General features: G+C 70.3%; 16 protein-coding genes. 10 read left to right on the top strand and 6 right to left on the bottom strand.

The window, feature by feature from the left end:
• Nucleotides 1-22: 22 nt before the first annotated feature.
• The 10 genes from uvrA (at nucleotide 23) to FJ657_RS10815 (ending at nucleotide 11,747) form a co-directional block, all read left to right on the top strand.
• Complete coding sequence (gene uvrA / locus FJ657_RS10860; protein WP_141163637.1) at nucleotides 23-2,926, top strand: excinuclease ABC subunit UvrA; 2,904 nt, start codon at nucleotides 23-25, stop codon at nucleotides 2,924-2,926.
• Nucleotides 2,926-5,061, top strand: a complete 2,136-nt coding sequence (gene uvrC / locus FJ657_RS10855) for an excinuclease ABC subunit UvrC (protein ID WP_141163636.1) — start codon at nucleotides 2,926-2,928, stop codon at nucleotides 5,059-5,061. The genes uvrA and uvrC overlap by 1 nt, the downstream gene beginning before the upstream one ends.
• Complete coding sequence (rapZ, locus tag FJ657_RS10850; protein ID WP_141163635.1) at nucleotides 5,058-5,948, top strand: RNase adapter RapZ; 891 nt, start codon at nucleotides 5,058-5,060, stop codon at nucleotides 5,946-5,948. The genes uvrC and rapZ overlap by 4 nt, the downstream gene beginning before the upstream one ends.
• A 68-nt stretch (nucleotides 5,949-6,016) precedes the next feature.
• The gene (gene whiA / locus FJ657_RS10845) at nucleotides 6,017-6,991 is read left to right on the top strand and encodes a DNA-binding protein WhiA (RefSeq protein ID WP_141163634.1); all 975 of its coding nucleotides are present in this window, start codon (nucleotides 6,017-6,019) and stop codon (nucleotides 6,989-6,991) included.
• Between the two features lie 202 nt (nucleotides 6,992-7,193).
• A complete protein-coding gene (locus FJ657_RS10840; protein ID WP_141163633.1) occupies nucleotides 7,194-7,823 on the top strand; it encodes a superoxide dismutase in 630 nt (209 codons plus the stop codon).
• 88 nt (nucleotides 7,824-7,911) lie between these two features.
• Nucleotides 7,912-8,916 (top strand): type I glyceraldehyde-3-phosphate dehydrogenase, encoded by a 1,005-nt coding sequence (gap, locus tag FJ657_RS10835; RefSeq protein WP_141163632.1) that lies wholly within the window; start codon nucleotides 7,912-7,914, stop codon nucleotides 8,914-8,916.
• A 58-nt stretch (nucleotides 8,917-8,974) separates the two neighbouring features.
• Entirely contained in the window at nucleotides 8,975-10,183 is a 1,209-nt protein-coding gene (locus tag FJ657_RS10830) for a phosphoglycerate kinase (RefSeq protein WP_141163631.1), read from the top strand.
• The gene (tpiA, locus tag FJ657_RS10825) at nucleotides 10,174-10,962 is read left to right on the top strand and encodes a triose-phosphate isomerase (RefSeq protein WP_141163630.1); all 789 of its coding nucleotides are present in this window, start codon (nucleotides 10,174-10,176) and stop codon (nucleotides 10,960-10,962) included. Before FJ657_RS10830 ends, tpiA begins: the two co-directional genes overlap by 10 nt.
• Before the next feature lie 113 nt (nucleotides 10,963-11,075).
• Nucleotides 11,076-11,327: a preprotein translocase subunit SecG gene (gene secG, locus FJ657_RS10820; protein ID WP_141163629.1), complete on the top strand. Its 252-nt coding sequence runs from the start codon at nucleotides 11,076-11,078 to the stop codon at nucleotides 11,325-11,327.
• Between the two features lie 54 nt (nucleotides 11,328-11,381).
• Nucleotides 11,382-11,747 carry an RNA polymerase-binding protein RbpA gene (locus FJ657_RS10815; protein ID WP_141163628.1) on the top strand — a complete coding sequence of 122 codons (366 nt, stop codon included), beginning with the start codon at nucleotides 11,382-11,384 and terminating at the stop codon, nucleotides 11,745-11,747.
• 88 nt (nucleotides 11,748-11,835) lie between these two features.
• Here FJ657_RS10815 and pgl read toward each other — a convergent pair whose 3' ends face one another.
• Genes pgl through tkt form a run of 6 tightly spaced genes read right to left on the bottom strand, consistent with a single transcriptional unit; the run spans nucleotide 11,836 to nucleotide 20,061 of the window.
• Nucleotides 11,836-12,639 (bottom strand): 6-phosphogluconolactonase, encoded by an 804-nt coding sequence (gene pgl / locus FJ657_RS10810; protein WP_141163627.1) that lies wholly within the window; start codon nucleotides 12,637-12,639, stop codon nucleotides 11,836-11,838.
• Entirely contained in the window at nucleotides 12,636-13,634 is a 999-nt protein-coding gene (locus FJ657_RS10805; RefSeq protein ID WP_141163626.1) for a glucose-6-phosphate dehydrogenase assembly protein OpcA, read from the bottom strand. The genes pgl and FJ657_RS10805 overlap by 4 nt, the downstream gene beginning before the upstream one ends.
• Nucleotides 13,631-15,193 (bottom strand): glucose-6-phosphate dehydrogenase, encoded by a 1,563-nt coding sequence (gene zwf / locus FJ657_RS10800; protein ID WP_141163625.1) that lies wholly within the window; start codon nucleotides 15,191-15,193, stop codon nucleotides 13,631-13,633. Before zwf ends, FJ657_RS10805 begins: the two co-directional genes overlap by 4 nt.
• Before the next feature lie 3 nt (nucleotides 15,194-15,196).
• Nucleotides 15,197-16,804, bottom strand: coding sequence for a phosphoglucose isomerase-related protein (locus tag FJ657_RS10795; RefSeq protein ID WP_141163624.1), 1,608 nt, complete (start codon nucleotides 16,802-16,804; stop codon nucleotides 15,197-15,199).
• Entirely contained in the window at nucleotides 16,801-17,913 is a 1,113-nt protein-coding gene (tal, locus tag FJ657_RS10790; protein WP_141163623.1) for a transaldolase, read from the bottom strand. Before tal ends, FJ657_RS10795 begins: the two co-directional genes overlap by 4 nt.
• Nucleotides 17,914-17,961: 48 nt before the next feature.
• Nucleotides 17,962-20,061: a transketolase gene (tkt, locus tag FJ657_RS10785; RefSeq protein WP_141163622.1), complete on the bottom strand. Its 2,100-nt coding sequence runs from the start codon at nucleotides 20,059-20,061 to the stop codon at nucleotides 17,962-17,964.
• Between the last annotated feature and the right edge of the window lie 174 nt (nucleotides 20,062-20,235).

The raw sequence follows: 20,235 nt of genomic DNA, 5'->3' as shown, positions 1-20,235 counted from the left end.
TGGTCGTTCGTAGACTCTCGGGGTGTCGATCTCTGCCGTGCCCGGAAACTCCAAACTCAGCGTCCGCGGTGCCCGCGTCCACAATCTGAAGGACGTCGATCTCGAGATCCCGCGCGACTCGCTCGTCGTGTTCACCGGGCTCTCTGGCTCGGGCAAGTCGAGCCTCGCCTTCGACACGATCTTCGCCGAGGGGCAGCGCCGCTACGTCGAGTCGCTGTCGGCGTATGCGCGCCAGTTCCTCGGCCAGGTCGACCGCCCCGACGTCGACTTCATCGAGGGCCTCAGCCCCGCCGTCTCGATCGACCAGAAGTCGACCAACCGCAACCCGCGCTCGACCGTCGGCACGATCACCGAGATCTACGACTACATGCGCCTGCTCTGGGCCCGCGTCGGCGAGCCGCACTGCCCGGTCTGCGGTGAGCGCATCCAGAAGCAGAGCGTGCAGCAGATCGCCGACCAGCTCATGGAGCTCGAGACCGGCACCCGCTACCAGGTGCTCGCGCAGGTCGTCAGCCAGAAGAAGGGCGAGTTCGTCGACCTCTTCGCCGAGCTCAGCTCGAGCGGCTACTCGCGCGCGATCGTCGACGGCGAGATGATCCAGCTCACCGACCCGCCGAAGCTCAAGAAGTCGTACAAGCACGACATCGCGGTCGTGATCGACCGCCTGGTCGCCGCCGACGACATCCTCGGCCGCCTCACCGACTCGCTCGAGACGGCGCTGCGCCTGACCGACGGCCTCGTCACGATCGACTTCGTCGACCGCGAGGAGAAGGCGAAGGATCGCCGCCGCACCTTCAGCGAGAAGCTCAGCTGCCCCAACGACCACCCGCTGCAGCTCACCGAGATCGAGCCGCGCACCTTCTCGTTCAACGCGCCCTTCGGCGCCTGCCCCGAGTGCTCGGGCCTCGGCACCAAGATGGCGGTCGACCCCGACCTGCTGCTCGGCGACCCCGAGCTCACGCTCAACGAGGGCGTCATCCTGCCCTGGAACCAGGGCGGCAAGGGCCTCTACAGCTACTTCCAGCGCCTGCTCGGCGGTCTCGCCCGCGACCTCGGTTTCGACCTCGACACCCCGTGGAACCAGCTCAGCGCCGAGGTGCAGCAGGCGATCCTGCGCGGCAACGACTTCGAGGTCGTCGTGCAGTGGCGCAACCGCTTCGGCCGCACCATGAAGTACTCGACCGGCTTCGAGGGCGTCATGCCCTACATCGAGCGCAAGTTCCACGAGGCCGAGAGCGACTGGGCGCAGCAGCGCCACGGCGAGTACCTGCGCGAGGTGCCCTGCCAGGTCTGCCACGGCCAGCGCCTCAAGCCCGAGGTGCTCGCGGTCACGGTCGTCGGCAAGAGCATCTCGGCCGTGACCGAGCTCAGCCTGCTCGACGCCTACGAGCTGATGCAGACGCTCGAGCTGACCGAGCGCCAGGCCCGCATCGCGGCGCAGGTGCTGCGCGAGATCCGCCTGCGCCTCGAATTCCTGCTCGAGGTCGGCCTCGGCTACCTGACGCTGTCGCGCGCCGCGGCGACGCTCTCCGGCGGCGAAGCCCAGCGCATCCGCCTCGCCACCCAGATCGGCTCCGGACTCACCGGCGTGCTCTACGTGCTCGATGAGCCCTCGATCGGCCTGCACCAGCGCGACAACCGCCGCCTCATCGACACCCTCGTCAAGCTGAAGAACCTCGGCAACACGCTCATCGTCGTCGAACACGACGAAGACACCATCCGCACCGCCGACTGGATCGTCGACATCGGCCCCGGCGCGGGCGAGCACGGCGGCGAGGTCATCCACTCCGGCGGCTACGAGGCGCTGCTCGACAACCGCAAATCGATCACCGGCGACTACATCGCCGGCCGCAAGGCGATCTCGGTGCCCGGCAAGCGGCGCAAGATCGACCGCAAGCGCATGATCGCCGTCGAGGGCGCCTCGGCCAACAACCTGCGCGACGTGACCGTGAAGTTCCCGCTCGGCGCCTTCGTCTCGGTGACCGGCGTGAGCGGATCGGGCAAGTCGTCGCTCGTCAACGACATCCTCTACAAGGTGCTCGCCAACACCCTCAACGGCGCCAAGCAGGTGCCCGGCCGGCACAAGCGCGTCACCGGACTCGACCAGCTCGACAAGGTCGTGCACGTCGACCAGGCGCCGATCGGCCGCACGCCGCGCTCGAACCCGGCGACCTACACGGGCGTCTTCGACCGCATCCGCACCCTGTTCAGCGAGACCGTCGAGGCGAAGTCGCGCGGCTACCTGCCGGGCCGCTTCAGCTTCAACGTCAAGGGCGGGCGCTGCGAGAACTGCTCGGGCGACGGCACGATCAAGATCGAGATGAACTTCCTGCCCGACGTCTACGTCGCGTGCGAGGTCTGCCATGGGGCGCGCTACAACCGCGACACCCTGCAGGTGCACTACAAGGGCAAGAACATCGCCGAGGTGCTCGACATGCCGATCGAGGAGGCCGCGAGCTTCTTCGAGCCGATCACGGCCATCCACCGCTACCTCAAGACGCTGGTGGATGTGGGCCTCGGCTACGTGCGCCTCGGCCAGTCGGCGACGACCCTCTCGGGCGGCGAGGCGCAGCGCGTGAAGCTCGCGACCGAGCTGCAGAAGCGCTCGAACGGCCGCAGCATCTACGTGCTCGACGAGCCCACGACCGGTCTGCACTTCGAGGACGTGCGCAAGCTGCTGCTCGTGCTCAACGGCCTCGTCGACAAGGGCAACACGGTCATCGTGATCGAGCACAACCTCGACGTGATCAAGAGCGCCGACTGGCTCATCGACCTCGGCCCCGAGGGCGGCTCGGGCGGCGGTCTCGTGATCGCCGAGGGCACGCCCGAGCAGGTCGCCGACAACCCCGACAGCCACACCGGGCAGTTCCTCGCCGAGCTGCTCGAGTCGGAGGCGGCGGGACGGGGACGCCGGAAGGCCGGCTGATGGCGCGGCCCGAGCGCGCCGACGCCATCCCGTGGCGGCCGAAGCCGAGCGAGATCCCGACCCAGCCGGGCGTCTACCGCTTCCGCTCGCCCTCGGGGCGGGTGATCTACGTCGGCAAGGCCGTGAACCTGCGCCAGCGGCTGGCGAACTACTTCCAGCCGCTGCGCAGCCTGCACGAGCGCACCCGGGCGATGGTGCTCACGGCGGCGAGTGTCGAGTGGACCGTCGTCGGCAGCGACTTCGAGTCGCTGCAGCTCGAGTACACCTGGATCAAGGAGTTCGATCCGCCGTTCAACGTCAAGTTCCGCGACGACAAGAGCTACCCCTACCTCGCGGTGACGATGGCGGATGAGGCGCCGCGCGTGATGGTCACGCGCAACCGCCGCATCCCCGGCGCCCGGTACTTCGGCCCGTACCCGAAGATCTGGGCGGTGCGCGAGACGATCGAGCTGATGGTGAAGGCCTTCCCCATCCGCACCTGCTCCGACTCGAGCTACAAGCGCGCGATGCAGACCGGGCGTCCCTGCTTCCCCGGCCAGATCGGGCGCTGCGGCGGGCCCTGCTCGCACAAGGTCTCGATCGAGCAGCACCGGCGCACGGTCGAGCAGTTCGTCGCCTTCATGGCGAGCCACGACCGCTCGATCATCGGGTCGCTGCAGCGCGACATGAAAGACGCCGCGGCGATGCAGGACTACGAGGAGGCCGCGAAGCTGCGCGACCGCATCGTCGCCCTCGAGAACGTGCTCGAGAAGAGCGCCGTCGTGCTCGCCGACGGCGTCGACGCCGACGTGTTCGGCATCGAGCACGATGAGCTCGCCGCCGCCGTGCAGCAGTTCGTCGTGCGCGGCGGCCGGGTGCGCGGTGTGCGCAGCTGGGTCGTCGACAAGGAGCTGGATGTGCCGCTCGGCGAGCTCGTCGACGGCGTGCTCGAGACGGCCTACGAGAACGAGGAGCCGCCGCGCGAGATCATCGTGCCCGAGGTGCCCGACGACGTCGAGGCGCTGCAGCTGTGGCTGGGGGAGCGGAGGCAGAACCGGCAGGTCGTCATCCGCACGGCGCAGCGCGGCGACAAGAGGCAGGTGCTCGAGACGGCGACGCTCAACGCGAAGCAGGCGCTTGCGCTCTACAAGACCCGCCGCACGGCCGACTACGTGGCGCGCACGCAGGCCCTCGAGGACATCCGCGACGCCCTCGGGCTCGACGAGGCGCCGCTGCGCATCGAGTGCTACGACGTCTCGCATCTGGGCGGCACCGGCATCGTCGCCTCGATGGTCGTCTTCGAAGACGGACTGCCGCGCAAGAACCAGTACCGCAAGTTCGGCGTGCCCGAGTACGCCGATGACACGGCCGCGCTCTACCAGGTGCTCTCGCGTCGACTCGCGCACCTCGAGGACGACCCCGAGCCGGGATCGCCGGGGGAGCGGGGGGCGACGATCGACCTCGACGACGCGCTGGACGCGGACGCGAGTGCGGCCGAGGACGCGGCGGACGACGACGTGGACTTCGGCGACGAGTTCGACGCCGACGCCGACGCCGCCGACCCTGACGCCGCGCCGACCGCCGAGCAGATCGCCGACCGCGTCACCGCCGAGACGTCGACGAGCAGTCAGCGCAAGCGCTTCGCCTACCGCCCCGGACTGCTCATCGTCGACGGCGGTCAGCCCCAGGTCGAGGCCGCGGCGCGCGCCATGGCCGATGCCGGGGTGACCGACATCCCGCTCGCCGGGCTCGCCAAGCGACTCGAGGAGATCTGGCTGCCCGGCAGCGACTACCCCGTCATCCTGCCCCGCAACAGCGAGGCGCTGTTCCTGCTGCAGCGCGTGCGCGACGAGGCCCACCGCTTCGCGATCACGTTCCAGCGGCAGAAGCGCAAGGGCGGCATCCAGACCGAGCTCAGCGGCATCCCCGGGCTCGGCCCGACCCGCGTGCAGGCGCTGCTCAAGCACTTCGGCTCGGTCACCCGACTGCGCGGCGCCGACGCGGCGCAGATCGCCGAGGTCAAGGGGATCGGCCCCGCCCTCGCCGACACCATCGCGGCTAGGCTGGGCAGGCCGAAGGCGGACGCGGCATCTCCCGCCGCCGTCGCCGGCGCAGCACCCGCGAGCATCCCCGAGCGCAGCGACGAGGAGACATGACCGATCCCGGCCAGGACGACCCCCGCGAAGAGCGGGAGATCCTCATCGTGACGGGGATGTCCGGCGCCGGGCGCTCGACCGTCGCGAACGCGCTCGAAGACCTCGGCTGGTATGTCGTCGACAACCTGCCGCCGCAGATGCTGCGGCCGCTCGCCGACCTCTCGGAGCACGCGGCCGACACGATCCCGAAGATCGCGGCGATCGTGGATGTGCGCGGCGGACGGCTGTTCGCCGACGTGCAGGAGGCGATCACCGAGTTGAAGACCGCGGTGCCGGTGCGCGTGCTCTACCTCGACGCGGGCGACGCCGCTCTCGTGCGCCGCTTCGAGCAGGTGCGGCGACCGCATCCGCTGCAGGGCGAAGGGACGCTGCTCGACGGCATCCACGCCGAGCGCGCGCGCATGGCCGAGCTGCGCTCGTCGAGCGACGTGCTCATCGACACCTCCGACCTCAACATCCACCAGCTCGCGCGCGAGACGGCCGAGCGCTTCTCGGCCGACGGCGCCGTGCGGATGCGCGTGATCGTGCTCACCTTCGGCTTCAAGTACGGCCTGCCCGCCGATGCCGACAACGTGGCCGACGTGCGATTCCTGCCGAATCCGTTCTGGGTGCCCGAGCTGCGCGAGCACACCGGGCTCGATCCCGAGGTGTCGGCGTACGTGCTGGGGCAGGAGGGCGCGCTGCTCTTCGCCGAGCGCTATGTCGCCGCTCTCGAGCCGCAGCTGGCGGGGTATCTCCGCGAGAACAAACGACACGCTACGATCGCTGTCGGCTGCACCGGCGGAAAGCACCGCTCGGTCGCGATGGCCGAGGAGATCGCGCGCAGGCTCCGCGCCGCCCCCGATGTGGCGGTGACCGTGAAGCACCGCGATCTCGGCCGCGAGTAGCCCACCCCACCACCAGAACACCGGCGCGTGCGCGCGCCCCCTGAACGATCTCGATGAGAGGACACGGCGTGGCACTGACGTCCGATGTGAAGGACGAGCTGACGGCCGTGCAGGTCGCCAAGAACACCGTGCGGGCGGCCGAGCTCGCCGCGCTGCTGCGCTTCTCGGGCGGACTGCACATCATCTCGGGCCGCATCGCGGTCGAGTCGGAGGTCGACACCCCGGCGATCGCCCGCCGCGTGCGCAAGGACCTCGCCGAGCTCTACGGCGTGCGCAGCGAGGTCGGCTCGATCTCGTCGGGCGGCTCGCGCAAGGGCGAGAGCTTCGTCGTGCGCGTCATCGAGGGCGGCGAGACGCTCGCCCGCCAGACCGGGCTGATGGATGCGCGTCGTCGCCCCATCCGCGGCCTCCCGAACCGTCTCACGACGGGTTCCCGCGAGGAGCTCGCCGCCGTCTGGCGCGGCGCCTTCCTCGCCTCCGGCACCCTCACCGACCCGGGCCGCTCCGCCGCGCTCGAGGTGACCTGCCCCGGCAACGAGGCCGCCATGGCGCTCGTCGGCGCGGCCGGCCGTCTGCGCATCCCGGCGAAAGCCCGCGAGGTGCGCGGCATCCACCGTGTCGTCGTGCGCGACGGCGAGGCCATCTCGGCGATTCTGCGCCTCATGGGCGCCGGCAACACGGTCGACGAGTGGGAGGAGATGCGCCAGCGCCGCGAGGTGCGGGCGACCGCCAACCGCCTCGTCAACTTCGACGACGCCAACCTGCGCCGCTCGGCCCAGGCCGCCGTCGCCGCCTGCGCCCGCGTCGAGCGCGCGCTCGAGATCCTCGGCGAGGGCGTGCCCGAGCACCTGCGCTACGCCGGCGAGCTGCGCCTCGCGCACCGCGACGCCAGCCTCGACGAGCTCGGCCACCACGCCGACCCGCCGATGACGAAGGACGCCGTGGCCGGCCGCATCCGCCGCCTGCTCGCGATGGCCGACAAGGAGGCCGGCGACCGCGGCATCCCCGGCACCGAGGCGAACGTCCCGCCCGGCGCGGAGTGACGCGCCCGGAGATCCCCGCCGCGTAACGGAGCGTCATCGAGGTCGGCGCGGGGCGTGCGTCGGTTCTGCGTGCACCGGGAGTTCTCTGGACGTCGATCTCGGAATCCCTGAGCGGCTCCGTGACTTTCACTACTGTGAAAGAAGAAGCCGGGTGCTGTTCGAACTGGCGCCCGGATCGATCCTGCGAGGAGATGACATCCGAATGGCCAAGTACACGCTCCCTGAGCTCCCGTACGACTTCGCCGCTCTCGAGCCGCACATCAGCGGCAAGATCATGGAGCTGCACCACGACAAGCACCACGCGACCTACGTCGGCGGCGCGAACACGGCTCTCGAGAAGCTGGCGGAGGCCCGCGACAACGGCGACCTCGCGAACGTGAACAAGCTCGAGAAGGACCTCGCGTTCAACCTCGGCGGTCACGTCAACCACTCCATCTTCTGGACCAACCTCTCGCCCGAGGGCGGCGGACAGCCCGAGGACGCGGACCTCAAGGCCGCGATCGAGGACGGCTTCGGCTCCTTCGACAGGTTCCAGGCCCACTTCACGGCCAACGCGCTCGGCATCCAGGGCTCCGGATGGTCGGTGCTCAGCTGGGACCCGATCGGCGAGCAGCTGCTCATCCAGCAGCTCTTCGACCAGCAGGGCAACACCGCCCAGGGCACCATCCCGATCTTCCAGGTCGACATGTGGGAGCACGCGTTCTACCTCGACTACCTCAACGTCAAGGCCGACTACGTGAAGGCGATCTGGAACATCGCGAACTGGCAGAACGTGGCCGCGCGCTTCGCCGCCGCCCGCTCGAAGACCGAAGGCCTGCTGGTACTGTCGTAAGCGGTCCGGAAGCCGGGCGATCTGCCCGGCTTCCGCCGTTTCACCACCTCTACCACCACCTCGCTCACCACCGAGCACAAGGAGAAGCATGTCCGTCAAGATCGGTATCAACGGCTTCGGCCGAATCGGTCGCAACTACTTCCGTGCCGCCCTCGCCAAGGGCAGCGACCTCGAGATCGTCGCCGTCAACGACCTCACGGACAACAAGACCCTCGCGCACCTCCTGAAGTACGACTCGATCACCGGTCGTCTCGACGCCGAGGTCACCTACGACGAGAACAACATCTACGTCGACGGCAAGGCCATCAAGGTCTTCGAGGAGCGCGACCCCGCGAACCTCCCCTGGGGCGAGCTGGGCGTCGACATCGTCATCGAGTCGACCGGTCGCTTCACCAAGGCCGACGACGCCAAGAAGCACATCGCCGGCGGCGCGAAGAAGGTCATCATCTCGGCCCCCGCCTCGGGCGAGGACGCGACGTTCGTCATGGGCGTCAACGAGTCGACCTACGACCCGGCGAGCCACCACATCCTCTCGAACGCGTCGTGCACCACGAACTGCCTCGCGCCCCTCGCCAAGGTCTTCAACGACACCTTCGGGATCGAGAACGGCCTCATGACGACGGTCCACGCCTACACGGCCGACCAGAACCTGCAGGACGGCCCGCACAGCGACCTGCGTCGCGCCCGCGCCGCCGCCGTCAACATCGTTCCGACCTCGACCGGCGCCGCCAAGGCCATCGGCCTCGTGCTGCCCGAGCTGGTCGGCAAGCTCGACGGCTTCGCGCTCCGCGTCCCGGTGCCCACCGGCTCGGTCACCGACCTCACGGTCACCGCCTCGCGCCCGGTCACGGTCGACGAGGTCAAGGCCGCGTACAAGGCCGCCGCCGAGGGCCCGCTCAAGGGCATCCTCAAGTACACCGAAGACGAGATCGTCTCGAGCGACATCGTCAGCGACCCGCACTCGTCGATCTTCGACGCCGGTCTGCTGCGTGTCATCGGCAACCAGGTCAAGCTGTCGTCGTGGTACGACAACGAGTGGGGCTACTCGAACCGCCTCGTCGACCTCGCCGAGTACGTCGCCGCGCGCCTCTGATCCACCGAAGGCCCGGAACCCCCGCGGTTCCGGGCCTTTCCTCTGAGAAAGGGAGAGCATGGCTCTTCGCACCATCGAGAGCCTGGGAGCTCTCTCCGGCAAGACGGTGCTGCTGCGCAGCGACCTGAACGTGCCGCTCAAGGACGGCGCGATCACCGACGACGGCCGCATCCGCGCCTCCGTCCCCACCATCCAGGCGCTGCTCGCCGCGGGCGCGAAGGTCGTGGCCTTCTCGCACCTCGGCCGGCCCGAGGGCGCCCCTGACGCGAAGTACAGCCTCGCGCCGGTGGCCGAGCGCCTCGGCGAGCTGCTCGGCGAGTCCGTGCGCTTCGCGACCGACACGGTCGGCGAGAGCGCCCGTGAGGCCGTTGCGAGCGACGCCCGCGTCGTGCTGCTCGAGAACCTGCGCTTCAACCCGGGCGAGACCGCGAAGAGCGACGAGGAGCGCGCCGCCTTCGCCGCGCAGCTCGCCGCCTTCGGCGACGTGCTCGTCTCCGACGGCTTCGGCGTCGTGCACCGCAAGCAGGCCAGCGTCTACGAGCTCGCGCAGCAGCTGCCGAGCGCGGCCGGTCTGCTCATCGCGGCCGAGCTCGACGTGCTCGACCGTCTGACCGAGAACCCCGAGAAGCCCTACGCCGTCGTGCTGGGCGGCTCGAAGGTCAGCGACAAGCTCGGCGTGATCGCCCATCTGCTGCCGCGGGTGGATGCCCTGCTCATCGGCGGCGGCATGCTCTTCACCTTCCTCGCGGCCCAGGGCCACAAGGTCGGCAAGAGCCTGCTCGAGGTCGACCAGATCGAGACCGTCAAGGGCTACATCCGTGAGGCGGAGGAGCGCGGCATCGAGCTGCTCATCCCCACCGACGTCGTGGTGGCCTCGAAGTTCGGCGCCGACGCGGAGCACGTCGTGACCGCGGCCGACGCGATCGAGCAGACGCCGTTCGGCGCCGAGGGACTCGGCCTCGACATCGGCCCCGACACCGCGGCGGCCTTCGCCGCGGTCATCGGCCGCTCGCGCACCGTGTTCTGGAACGGCCCGATGGGCGTCTTCGAGCTCGCGCCGTTCGCGGCCGGCACGAAGGCCGTCGCGCAGGCGCTGACCGAGGTCTCTGGCCTCGGCGTGGTCGGCGGCGGCGACTCGGCCGCGGCCGTGCGCGCACTCGGTTTCAACGATGACCAGTTCGGTCACATCTCGACAGGCGGCGGAGCGAGCCTGGAATTCCTCGAGGGCAAGAAGCTCCCCGGACTGGAGGTCCTCGGATGGCAGTGAAGCGCACCCCGCTCATCGCGGGCAACTGGAAGTTGAACCTCGACCACCTGCAGGCGATCGCCTTCGTGCAGAAGCTGCACTGGAAGCTCGAGGAGGGCAACCACGATTACGCCGACGCGGAGGTCGCGGTCTTCCCGCCGTTCACCGACCTGCGTTCGGTGCAGACCCTCGCGGCCGCCGACAAGTACTCGCTCGCCTACGGCGCGCAGGACCTGTCGGCCCACGACTCGGGTGCCTACACGGGTGAGATCTCGGGCGCGTTCCTGGCGGCCCTCGACGCGAAGTACGTGCTCATCGGGCACTCCGAGCGTCGCGAGTACCACCACGAGACCGACGAGCTCATCGCCGAGAAGGTCGCCGCGGCGCACCGTCACGGCATCGTGCCGATCATCTGCGTCGGCGAGACCGCCGACGACCTCGAGAAGCACGGCGCGAGCGCCGTGCCCGTCGCCCAGCTGCGCACCGCCCTCGGCGGCGCGAAGAAGGGCTCCGAGGTCGTCGTGGCCTACGAGCCGGTCTGGGCGATCGGCTCGGGTCAGGCGGCCACGGCCGAGCAGGCTCAGCAGGTCGCCGAAGCGCTGCGCGCCGTCGTCGCCGAGGAGCTCGGCGCCGAGGCGGGCGAGTCGACGCGCATCCTCTACGGCGGCTCGGTGAAGTCGGGCAACATCGCCGGCTTCCTGCGCGAGAAGGATGTCGACGGCGCCCTGGTGGGCGGCGCGAGCCTCGTCGTCGACGAGTTCGCGGCCATCGTGCGCTTCAAGAGCCACGTGGGCGTCTGAGTCAGAAACCCCGACGGCGGGCCGGAGCGCTTCGGCGCCCGGCCCGTCGCCTATACTGAACGCTGGCATTCCGGCGCTCATCGCGCTTCTCGGAAGCACAGGAAAGGTCTCGCGTGGAAATCCTCCAGGTCATCGTGCAGGTGGTGCTCGGCATCACGAGCCTCCTGCTGACCCTGCTCATCCTCCTGCACCGCGGTCGCGGCGGCGGTCTCTCCGACATGTTCGGCGGCGGCGTCACCTCGAACCTCGGCGCCTCGGGCGTAGCAGAGCGCAACCTGAACCGCATCACCGTCGTGCTCGGGCTCGTGTGGGTCGCCTCGGTGATCGTGCTCGGCCTGATCACCCGGTTCGACGCCGGCAGCTGAGCCGGCTCACCCGATCGAACGTCCGTCGCGCGGCGACGGAGAAGGAGCACAGCAGTGGCTACCGGAGGCAGCGCCATCCGCGGATCCCGTGTCGGATCCGGACCCATGGGCGAGCAGGACCGCGGATATCACGCCGAGCGCGTCGCCGTGTCGTACTGGGATGCGATGGGCAACGAGACCGTCCGCTACTTCGCGGCGAATGTGCCGGCCGAAGAGATCCCCGAGACCATCGACAGCCCGTCCACGGGTCTGCCGGCCGGTCGCGACAAGGCCAACCCGCCGCAGTCGGCGAAGAACGAGCCGTACAAGACGCACCTCGCCTACGTGAAGGAGCGTCGCACCGACGAGGAGGCGGCTCAGCTCCTCGAGGAGGCGCTGCAGGCCCTGCGCGCCCGCCGCGGCACGACGACCGCGAGCTGAATCCCCGCGAACGACGAAGGCCCGGATCCCCTGAGGGATCCGGGCCTTTCGCTGTCGGCGGTTCCCCGTCGCGACGTGCTGCCGACGATCAGTGCTCGTCGATCGAGTGCGCGGCAGTCCAGAACTGCTCGCTCGTGATGAGCTCGGCGGGCACCTCGGCGGCCGCGTCCTGGTCGACGAAGAACACCGTGCGCTTGCGCCCCTGTGCGCCCGCGGCGGGCACGTCGGAGATGCTGGCGTCGGCGAGGGCGAGGCCCAGGGCGCCGGCCTTGTCGGCGCCGGCGAGCACCATCCAGATGCGGTCGGCCGAGTTGATGACCGGCAGTGTGAAGCTCAGGCGCTCCGGCGGCGGCTTGGGCGAGTTCGTCTCGGCGATGACCGTGCGGTCGGTGACGTGCACGCCCGCGCGGTCGGGGAACAGCGAGGCGATGTGCCCGTCCGGTCCGACGCCGAGGAACAGCACATCGAAGCGCGGGTACTCGGCGCCCTCCGGGGCAGCCGCGGCCAGCTCCGCCGCGTAGGCGTCGGCAGCCGCCTCGATGTCGGCGTGCTCGCCCGGCGCCGGGAGCGATTTGACCTGGCCGGGGGCCAGCTCGAGCGCATCCAGCAGGGCCGCCTTCGCCTGGGAGTCATTGCGCTCGGCGTCGCCGTGCGGCAGATACCGCTCGTCGCTGAACCAGAACGTGATCTTCGACCAGTCCACGCTCTGGTGAGCGGGGGAGTCTCCGATCGCGCGGAGCACGGCTCCGCCCATGGTGCCGCCCGTGAGGGCGACGTGGGCGGAGCCCTGCTCCTCGAGCACGTCGATGATCTTCGTGATGAACCGCGCCGCGACGCTGCCGGCCAGCGCCGCCTTGTCAGGGTGGACCAGCACCCGCCGCTCGTTGGTCACGCTCGATCGCCTCCATCGGTGGTCGCACGTCGCCCGAGCAGGGTGACGCCCTTCTGCACGACCTCGCCGAAGAGCTCGTCGGGGTCGAGTCGGCGCAGCTCCTCGGCGAGGCAGTCGCGCAGGCTGCGCCGGGGGAGCGAGATGTCGTGCGTCGGCTGTCCGGGCTGCTCGAGCGTGGCCACCGTGGGGGTGTTGCGCTCGAGGCGCACCTCGCCCGAGGTGCGGTGCAGCACGACCTTGTGGATGCCGCTCGATCCGTGACCGGGGCCGGCGAGATCGAGGGTGACCGGCGCATCCAGCTGCAGGCCGAGCCAGGCGGCGAGCAGCTCGGTCGACGGCGACTGCGCGGCGCCCTCGACCTGGATCGCGGTGACCGGCTCGTAGGGCGGCTGGTCGAGCACGGCGGCGAGCTGGGCCCGCCACAGCGTCAGACGCGTCCAGGCGAAGTCGGTGTCGCCCGGGCGGTAGTTCGAGCTGAGGCGCTCGATCGCGCTGTTCGGGTCCTTCGCCGTGGCCGAGTCGGTGATGCGGCGCTGAGCGATGCGGCCCAGCGGCGACTCGCTCGGGTTCTCGGGCGTGACATGCGGCCACCAGACGACGACGGGCGCGTCGGGCAGCAGCAGGCTCGTGACGAGACCCTCCTCGTCGGAGGCGGCCTCGCCGTAGGCGCGCAGCACGATGACCTCGCTCGCGCCGGCGTCGCCGCCGACGCGGATCTGCGCGTCCAGTCGTGCGTCCTGGATCTCGGCGCCCGCGGGGGCGGCCGTCGCGACGCCCGTGCGGGCATCCGGACCGACCGACACGACGATGACGCGCATCGGGTGCTCGCGCGAGGCGTCGTTGGCGGCCTCGATGGCCTCCTCCTCCTCGCCGAGCACGGTCGAGATCACGAGCGTCAGCACGCGACCGAGGGCGACGGCGCCGCCCTCCTCGCGGATCGACACGAGCGCCTTCGAGATCGCGCTCGTCGTGGTGTTGGGAAGATCGACGATCACGGGCGCCTCCAGACACGTCCGTCGCGGGCGAGGAGCTCGTCCGCCTCGGGCGGACCCCACGTCCCGGGCTTGTACTGCTCGAGCGGGCCGCCCTGCTTCGCCCAGAACTCCTCGATCGGGTCGAGGATCTTCCAGCTCAGCTCCACCTCCTGATGGCGCGGGAACAGCGGCGGGTCGCCCAGCAGCACGTCGAGGATGAGTCGCTCGTAGGCCTCGGGGCTCGCCTCGGTGAAGGCGTGGCCGTAGCCGAAGTCCATCGTGACGTCGCGCACCTGCATCCCCGCGCCCGGCACCTTGGAGCCGAAGCGGATGGTGACGCCCTCGTCAGGCTGCACGCGGATGACGAGCGCGTTCTGACCGAGCGCCGAGGTCTGCTCCTCGGCGAAGAGGTACTGTGGGGCGCGCTTGAACACGACGGCGATCTCGGTGACGCGACGTCCCAGGCGCTTGCCGGCGCGCAGGTAGAAGGGCACCCCGGCCCAGCGTCGGGTGTCGACGTTGAGCTTGATCGCGGCGTAGGTCTCGGTGACCGACTCGGGGTTCATCCCGTCTTCGTCGAGGAAGCCGACGACCTTCTCGCCGCCCTGCCATCCGCCCGAGTACTGACCGCGCGCGGTCGCCGTCGAGAGGTCCTCGTCGAGGTGCACCGCCGAGAGCACCTTCTCCTTCTCGGCACGCAGGTCGGCGGCGTCGAACGACACCGGCTCCTCCATGGCTGTGAGGGCGAAGAGCTGCAGCAGGTGGTTCTGGATGACGTCGCGGGCCGCGCCGATGCCGTCGTAGTAGCCGGCCCGGCCGCCGACGCCGATGTCCTCGGCCATCGTGATCTGCACGTGGTCGACGTAGTTGGCGTTCCAGATGGGCTCGTAGAGCTGGTTGGCGAAGCGCAGAGCGAGGATGTTCTGCACCGTCTCCTTGCCCAGGTAGTGGTCGATGCGGAACACCGCGTCGGGCGGGAAGACCGACTCGACCACGGCGTTGAGCTCGCGGGCCGTCTGCAGGTCCGAGCCGAACGGCTTCTCGATCACGACGCGACGCCACTGACCGGGCTCGCCATCCTGGCCGCCCTTCGGGTCGGCGAGGCCGGAGCGGCGCAGCTGCTCGGTGACCTGCGGGAACGACTTCGGCGGGATCGAGAGGTAGAACGCGTGGTTGCCCATGGTGCCGCGCTCACGGTCGAGCTCGTCGAGCGTGGCCTTGAGGCGGTCGAACGCCGCGTCGTCGTCGAACTCGCCCTGCACGAAGCGGATGCCCTGCGCGAGCTGGTTCCAGACGTCCTCGTCGAACGTGGTGCGGGCGTGATCCCGCACCGCGTCGTGGACGACCTTCGCGAAGTCCTGGTCCTCCCAGTCGCGGCGCGCGAAGCCGACGAGTGCGAAGCCCGGCGGCAGCAGGCCGCGGTTGGCGAGGTCGTAGACCGCTGGCATGAGCTTCTTGCGCGACAGGTCGCCCGTGACGCCGAAGATCACGAGCCCGCTCGGACCGGCGATGCGGTTCAGGCGGCGATCGTAGGAGACCCGGAGCGGATTCGACTCCGGGGTGATCTCTGCTGGGGACATGGCTCAGGCGACCGCCGAACGGATCTGCTGGATGCCGGCGGCGACGTCGCTCAGCGTCAGGGTGAGCACCGGGCGACCGTGCTCGGCGAGCACGCTCGCGTCGCCGGCGGCCTGGGCGCGGATGAGCTGGCCGAAGGTGAAGGGACGGTCGGGGATCTGCAGGTCGGGGCCGTCGCTGTCGGCGTCGGCGACGATCTGCAGGAAGACGCCGACCGGCGCTCCGCCCTTGTGGTACTGGCCGGTCGAGTGCAGGAAGCGCGGGCCCCAGCCGAAGGTGACCGGGCGGCCCGAGCGCGCGGCGAGGGCGTCGCGCACCGACTCGAGCTCGCTGTGGGCGAGGCGGTCGAGGTAGGCCTGCACCGCGATGTAGCCGTGATCCTGGACCGTCGCGAGCAGCGCGTCCACCGCGGCGGCGACGGTCTGCTCGGCGGGGGAGAGGTCGCCCTTGACGCGCACCTGCACGGCGCCGTCGACGAAGATCGGCTCCTCGGGGGCGGGCGTCGCGTCGAGCAGGCTGCGCGCGGCGGCCTTGGCCGACTCGACGTCGGGCTGGTCGAAGGGGTTGATGCCCAGCAGACCACCGGCGACCGCGACTGCGTACTCCCAGGTGAGGATCTGGGCGCCGAGCGAGCCCGACACCTCGATCTCACCCTCGCGCACCTCGCGGGTGGCCTCGGCGTCGGCGACCAGGCGCACGATCTGCACGTCGGCGGCGCCGCTCGTGAGTTCCGGCGCATCCAGGCCGACGACGACCGGGAGCAGGCCCGTGCCGTCCTTGCCGGTCGACTCGGCGATGAGCTGCTCGACCCAGTCGCCGAAGCCGACGATGTGGGTGCCGTCGGCGACGATCACGATCTTGTCGCGCAGGGGCTTCGTGCCGCCGATCGCGGCGCCGAGCACGAGGCCCGGGTTGCTCTCGCGGTCGATCGCGAGCTCGAGGGAGGCGGCCTGCACCTCGTCGAGCAGCTCGCGGATGTCGGCGCCGGCGAGGCCGCTCGGCACGAGGCCGAAGGCGGTGATCGCCGAGTAGCGTCCGCCGACGTTGGGGTCGGCGTTGAACACGCGGTAGCCGTCGGCGCGCGCGGCCTGGTCGAGCGGCGAGCCGGGGTCGGTCACGATGACGATGCGCTCGGTCGGCTCGATGCCGGCCTCGCGGAACGCCGCCTCGTAGACGCGCTTCTGGCTGTCCGTCTCGAGGGTCGAACCCGACTTCGACGAGATGACCACGGCGGTCTTCTCCAGGCGGTCGGCGAGGGCCGAGCGCACCTGGCGCGGGTCGGTCGAGTCGAGCACGGTCAGCGGCACGCCGTAGGTGCGCGTGATGACCTCGGGGGCCAGCGACGAGCCGCCCATGCCGCCGAGCACGATGTGCTCGACGCCCTTGGCGTGCAGGTCCTCACGCAGGGCGAGGATGTCGTCGACGAGCCCGGCGCTGATCGCGGCGGCCTCGACCCAGCCGAGTCGCTTCGACGACTCGTCCTCGGCCGCGGCGCCCCAGAGCGTCGGGTCCTGCGTCGTGATGCCGCCGGCGACGCCGTCGCTGACGAGCTGCGGCACGATGCGCTCGACCGCCTCCGCGGCCGCGCCGGTGGCGTGGACCGTGGCACTCACTTGGCGGCCTCCAGCGCGGCGGTGACCGTGTCGAGCAGCTCGTTCCAGGACACGATGAACTTCTCGACGCCCTCCTTCTCGAGCACGGCGCTGACGTCGTCGTAGTCGACGCCCACGGCGGCGATCGCGGCGAAGACCTCGTCGGCCGCCGCGTAGGAGCCGGTGACCGCGTCGCCGGTGACGACGCCGTGGTCGAAGGTCGCCTCGAGGGTCTTCTCGGGCATCGTGTTGACGACGCCGTCGACGGCGAGCTCGGTCACGTAGAGCGTGTCGGGCAGGTTCGGGTCCTTGACGCCGGTCGAGGCCCAGAGCGGACGCTGCACGTTCGCGCCCGAGCCGAGCAGCGCCTGGGCGCGGTCGCTCGCGAACTCCTCCTCGTAGAGGCGGTAGGCGAGCTGGGCGTTCGCGACGCCGAGCTTGCTCTTGAGCGCGAGGGCCTCGTCGGTGCCGATCGCCTCGAGGCGCTTGTCGGTCTCGGTGTCGACACGCGACACGAAGAACGAGGCGACCGAGCGGATGGTCGACAGGTCGATGCCCGCGGCCTGCGCCTTCTCGAGACCGGTCAGGTAGGCCTGGATGACCTGACGGTGGCGCTCGAGGCTGAAGATCAGGGTCACGTTGACGCTGATGCCGAGGCCGATGACCTCGGTGATGGCCTCGAGGCCCTCGATCGTCGCGGGGATCTTGATCATCGCGTTGGGGCGGTCGACCGTGGCCCAGAGCTGCTTGGCCTGGGCGATCGTGCCGGCGGCGTCGTGCGCGAGGCCCGGCTCGACCTCGATCGAGACGCGGCCGTCCTCGCCCTCGGTGGAGTCGTAGACGCCGCGGAAGACGTCGGAGGCGGCGCGCACGTCGTCGGTCGTGATCGCGAACACGGCGTCGGTGACGCTGGTGCCCGCGGCAGCGAGGGTCGCGACCTGCTCGTCGTACGCCTCGCCCTTGGCGAGGGCGCCGGCGAAGATCGTCGGGTTGGTCGTGACGCCGACGACGTCGCGCTCGGCGATCAGCTTCTCGAGGCCGCCCGAGGCGATGCGCTCACGCGAGAGGTCGTCGAGCCAGATGCTGACGCCGACGGCGGACAGCTGGGCGGTGGGGGTGGTGTCGGACATGATCCGGATTCTCTTCTCTGTCTGTTCTGACGTGTCGGGTCGGCCGGATCAGGCGCGCGCGGCGGCGATCGACTCGGTGGCGGCCGCGACGGCGGCCTCGGTCGTGATGCCGAACTCGCGGAACAGCGTCTTGTAGTCGGCGGACGCGCCGAAGTGCTCGATCGAGACGCTGCGCCCGGCGTCGCCGAGGAACGGCGCCCAGGTCAGCTTCAGGCCGGCCTCGATCGAGACGCGGGCCTTGACGGCGGCCGGAAGGACCGACTCGCGGTAGGCGGCGTCCTGAGCGAGGAACCACTCCTGGCTCGGGACCGACACGACGCGGGCGTTGACGCCCTGGCCACGCAGCACCTCGCGGGCTTCGACGGCGATCTGCACCTCCGAGCCGGTGGCCAGGAAGATCACGTCGGGGGTGCCGTTCGGCGCCTCGGCGAGCACGTAGGCGCCCTTGGCGGTGTTCGAGGCGGCCGCGAAGGTGTCGCCCGAGGCGTCGCCCTCTCCGCGCTCGAAGACCGGCAGGTTCTGGCGGCTGAGCACGAGGCCGACTGGGCCGTCGCGGTGCTCGATGATCGCCTTCCACGCCCAGGCCGTCTCGTTGGCGTCGGCGGGGCGCACGATCGTCAGGTTCGGGATGGCGCGCAGCGCGGTGAGCGTCTCGACCGGCTGGTGGGTCGGGCCGTCCTCGCCGAGGGCGACCGAGTCGTGCGTCCAGACGAACACCGAGGGGATGCCCATGAGAGCGGCCAGACGGACGGCGGGGCGCATGTAGTCGCTGAAGATGAGGAAGGTCGCGCCGAACGGGCGGGTCTTGCCGTGCAGCACGATGCCGTTGATGATCGCGCCCATGGCGTGCTCGCGGATGCCGAAGTGCAGCACGCGCCCGTAGGGGTTCGCCGTCCACATGGCGGTCGAGCGCTCGGCCGGCGCGAAGGAGCCGGCCTCCTCGATCGTGGTGTTGTTCGACTCGGCCAGGTCGGCCGATCCGCCCCAGAACTCGGGCAGCAGCGGCGCGAGGCCGTTGATCGACTTGCCGGAGGCGACGCGGGTCGAGACGTCCTTGCCGGGCTCGAACACCGGCAGCGCCGCGGCGATGCCCTCGGGCAGCTCGCCCGCCTCGAGGCGGTCGAAGAGCTGCTTGCGCTCGGGGTTGGCGGCGGCCCAGGCGTCGAAGCCCTTCTGCCACTCGGCGCGCTCGGCCTGGCCGCGCTCGATGGCGCCGCGGGTGTGAGCGATGACGTCGTCGGCGACGTCGAAGTGCTTCTCGGGGTCGAAGCCGACGGCCTTCTTCAGCCCGGCGACCTCGTCGCCGCCCAGAGCGGATCCGTGGATCTTGCCGGTGTTCTGCTTGGTCGGCGAGGGCCAGCCGATGATGGTCTTGAGCACGATCAGCGAGGGCTGCGTCGTGTTGGCCTTGGCGGTCTCGATCGCGTCGAACAGCTCGGCGACGTTCTCGACGTAGCCGGCCTTGGTGTTCCAGTCGACCGTCTGCACCTGCCAGCCGTAGGCGGCGTAGCGCGCGGCGACGTCCTCGCCGAGGGCGATGTCGGTGTCGTCCTCGATCGAGATCTGGTTCGAGTCGTAGATCGCGATCAGGTTGCCGAGCTGCTGCAGTCCGGCGAGCGAGCCGGCCTCGCTGGTCACGCCCTCCTGGATGTCGCCGTCGCTGGCGATCACGTAGACGTGGTGGTCGAAGGGGCTGGTGCCCGCGGCGGCCTCGGGGTCGAACAGGCCGCGCTCGTAGCGCTGCGCGTAGGCGAAGCCGACGGCGGAGGCGAGGCCCTGGCCGAGCGGGCCGGTGGTGATCTCGACGCCCTTGGTGTGCCCGTACTCCGGGTGGCCGGGGGTGAGGGAGCCCCAGGTGCGCAGGGCCTCGAGGTCCTTCAGCTCGAGGCCGTAGCCGCCGAGGTAGAGCTGCACGTACTGGGTCAGCGAGCTGTGGCCCGCCGAGAGGATGAAGCGGTCGCGTCCGATCCACTGGTCGTCGCTGGGGTCGCGACGCATGACCTTCTGGAAGAGCAGGTAGGCGGCGGGGGCCAGGCTGATGGCCGTTCCGGGGTGGCCGTTGCCGACCTTCTCCACGGCGTCCGCGGCGAGGACTCGAGCCGTGTCAACGGCCTTCGCGTCGATGGGTTCCCAGTTCAGAGCTGTCACGGTGGAGTGTGACCCTTCGTTAGGTTCGCGACGCTGCATCGCGGCGCCACGGGTGGAAATCGTCTCGCCGAGCTCTGCGCGCCGCGTCGAACCACAGGAAGCGGGCGACAACGCACGGGTCGGCATCGGCACCGGCGAGCAGTCCCGATCCTAGACCGGCGACCCCGCTCGCTG

Origin of the sequence: Schumannella soli (assembly GCF_006517435.1) — a bacterium.
GTDB classification, from domain to species: domain Bacteria; phylum Actinomycetota; class Actinomycetes; order Actinomycetales; family Microbacteriaceae; genus Schumannella; species Schumannella soli.
Note: the sequence above shows the minus strand (reverse complement) of the source record. Positions and strands in the feature narration are given on the sequence as shown.